The organism is Prosthecobacter sp., assembly GCF_044373815.1.
Taxonomy (GTDB): Bacteria; Verrucomicrobiota; Verrucomicrobiia; order Verrucomicrobiales; family Verrucomicrobiaceae; genus Prosthecobacter.
In genome coordinates this window covers 1-2,874 of sequence record NZ_JBIPNG010000662.1, presented here as the reverse complement: position 1 = coordinate 2,874, position 2,874 = coordinate 1, and the positions used below count along the sequence as shown (strand labels likewise).

General features: G+C 59.7%; 2 protein-coding genes and 1 pseudogene. 1 reads left to right on the top strand and 2 read right to left on the bottom strand.

Annotation, left to right across the window (positions count from 1 at the left end; all coding sequences use genetic code 11):
- Positions 1–383: pseudogene (locus tag ACIREA_RS29925) on the bottom strand (hypothetical protein); the annotation flags it as partial.
- Between the two features lie 107 nt (positions 384–490).
- Entirely contained in the window at positions 491–1,354 is an 864-nt protein-coding gene (locus tag ACIREA_RS29920) for a ThuA domain-containing protein (RefSeq protein WP_397385979.1), read from the bottom strand.
- A gap of 93 nt (positions 1,355–1,447) precedes the next feature.
- Here ACIREA_RS29920 and aroE point away from each other — a divergent pair, with 93 nt between their 5' ends.
- Positions 1,448–2,386 carry a shikimate dehydrogenase gene (gene aroE, locus ACIREA_RS29915; RefSeq protein ID WP_397385978.1) on the top strand — a complete coding sequence of 313 codons (939 nt, stop codon included), beginning with the start codon at positions 1,448–1,450 and terminating at the stop codon, positions 2,384–2,386.
- The last annotated feature ends 488 nt before the right edge of the window (positions 2,387–2,874 follow it).

Here is a 2,874-nt window from a genome sequence, read left to right as displayed (position 1 = left end):
TCACGTGGCGTGGCCTTGGCTTTGAGCGGGGTGGCTTTCTTGATGAAGGCTTTGGCGCGTTTCTCATTGTTCACGTTGGCCATGCTCATGCCCCAGTAGGCCATGGCACATTCGGGGTCGATGGCGGCCACCTGACGGAAGGAGCGCTCGGCCTCGTAATACCAGAAGCCATGAAGCTGGCCGACGCCCTGGGTGAAGAATTTCTGCGCCTCCGGTTTCTTGGAGCTGATGGGAAAGTTTACCGCATCACCGCAGCCGGGAATGAACACCGCCGCCTGACGCGGGCCTTCGTTGAAGGCTTCGCCATTGGCGGAGTGGCCGGGGTCTCCATAGGCGTGAAACGCGATGGCGAGAGTGAGGGCGGGAACGATGAAGTGGCGCATGGGGGGACTGCTAAAACGCTGCTCGGGATGATAAACTGTGTCTAGTTGGAAAATAAAAATGCCCGGAGGGAGCCTCCGGGCATTCGCGAAGTTGAGTGAGAGAGGGCTTATTTGCCGTATCCAGGCGCCGCCTTGCCGTTCTCGTTGATGTGGCCGGTGGTCCAGAGAATGCCGCGGGTGATCAGGTCGAGGTAGCGGGCATCACCGACGGTGGCGGTGTTGTGGCCGATGGTGGTGGAGAAGATCTTGGTCTTGTTCGGGCCGTACTCGTTCGTCCAGGCGACGACGCTGGTAGCTTCCGTGGCTTTGGCGTCAGGGGGCAGGGTTTCGCCCTTCTTGGCCTTTGGTGGCACGATCTGCACGCCAGAGGCGAGAGGCTTGCCGGTGAGGACCTGGATGTTGTTGTAGAGCTCTTCGTTGATGGTGGTCCAATTTTCGAGGCCCTGAGTGATCGGGTGGGTTTTGTCGGTGAAGGTGATGGCGATGGGCTGCTGCGGGCCGTGGCCGGTCGATTGCAGGCCGATCATTTCATACCAGCCGGCATTGTCGGCACCGGCTTTCACAGGCTCGCGGAAATTGCCCCAGCGGTAGCTGTGCATGGCGCAGTGGAGATTGATGGCGGGCTTGCCGGCCTTGTGCGCATCGAGAATGGCGGCCACGTAGGCGGGATCCGTCACATCGGCGCTGCATTCGTCGTGGATGATGACGTCGAAATCCTTGGCCCAATCCTTGGCCTTGTAGATTTCAAAGGTGGCCTTGGTGGTCTTGTCGGGGTTGTAGGCGACATCCACGATGGCGTTGATGCGGGACTCGATGCCTTCTTTGAGCACGAGGTGCTGCTTGTCATACTCATGGCAGCAGCCTCCGGCGACGATGAGGACACGCAGCGGCTTGACGGCGGTGTCGGCGGCCTGGGCGAGGAAGAGGGCCGCAGAAACGGCGAGGGTGAGCAGGGGAAAGAAGAGTCGCATGGGTTGGAGGCTTGGTTTGGAACGAAGGTGCTGATTGCAGCGCGGATGGAACGGGATGTCGAGCGGGAAAATTGCGGGCAGCTTTGACAGTCCTTGGTTCTGCGGCATGTCTGGGGCGTGGGAGATTTTTTATCATTCGAAGATTTAATGGGCTGGAATGCGGTGGCCGGGCGCTTCACGCCGCCTGGCCGGCTGGCGGTGATCGGTGATCCGATCGGGCACTCGCGCAGTCCGCAGATGCACAATCCGGCGCTGCAGGCCTGTGGTATCGACGCGCAGTACATTCGTGTGCAGGTGCCGGTGGGCCATGTGGCCGAGGCGTTTCGGCAGTTTGCCAAATGCGGCTTTCTCGGCGTGAACATCACCATCCCGCACAAATTTGAAGCGCTGGATGCCGTGGATGAGCTAGATCCACTGGCGCGTCAGCTCGGTGCTGTGAACACGCTGGCGATCCGCGATGGGAAACTGCATGGCTACAACAGCGATGGCCCCGGCTTTTTGCGCAGCGTGAAGGAGGCGTTTGGCGCGGAGGTGAAAGATCTGCGAGTGCTCATCCTCGGTGCAGGCGGTGGCGCAGGGCGAGCGGTGGCGGTTCAAAGTGCCCTCAGCGGATGTCAGAAGCTTCAGCTCGTGAATCGTTCCCAGGCCAAGGCTGAAACCGTGGCCAGTGAGATTCAGGCGCTGGGCGGATGTCCTGATGTGAAGGTGGTGCCTTGGAATGATGATGCTCTTAGAGAATCGCTGGCAAACACCGATCTGATCGTGAATGCCACCTCACTAGGCATGAAGCCTAACGACTCCAAGCTGCTGCCAGCGGATGCGCTGCATGCTCGGCACCTCGTCTTTGACATGGTTTATCGTGCAGGGGGCGAGACCCCGCTGCTGGCAGATGCCAGGCAGGCTGGGGCCCGGACCGTGGACGGGCTCACTCTGCTGCTGCACCAAGGGGGAATCTCTTTTGAGCACTGGTTTGACCGCCCGGCACCGTTGGAAGTCATGCGTGCAGGCTTGCAGAAAGCCGTGATGGAGTGACATAGTACGTGGCCGCATGAGTTCCTCGCGCCATTTTGTTCTCAGCTTTTTTGGGCCAGTCGTCGCTGGCGGAGTCTTTTGCGGATTCATTTTGCTCCTCTGGAACTGGCTGGAGCGCCATCACATCTCCCCGCTGGTCACGATGCTGGTGGGAGGGCTGGTGGTGGGTTTGGTCACGCGCTGGTTTGTGAGGAATTGCGTGGCGGTGAGCTGCCCGTTCTGCGGAGGGAAAAGCTACGAAATTCCTCACCGGGGAAACCGCTTCGCATGCCGGGTCTGTGGGAAAGACCACTGATTTGAGAACGAAACCACCGGGTTGGTAGCTCACAGGGCTCCCATCTCAGACTGCCGCAGAGGCACCGCGTCGGTGATCTCCTGCTGCTGTCCCCACAATGCAGAGGGGGAGGCGGGCTGGAGTTGGGGAAAGAGCTTTTTTCCAAGCCTTGCTTTTATCAGTGTTTCCCTGAGATTTGACGTAGGAAAATAAA

Bases quoted from the DNA above. Each gene is read 5' to 3' on its own strand.
- ACIREA_RS29920 (WP_397385979.1), bottom strand. From the start codon at position 1,354: ATGCGACTCTTCTTTCCCCTGCTCACCCTCGCCGTTTCTGCGGCCCTC.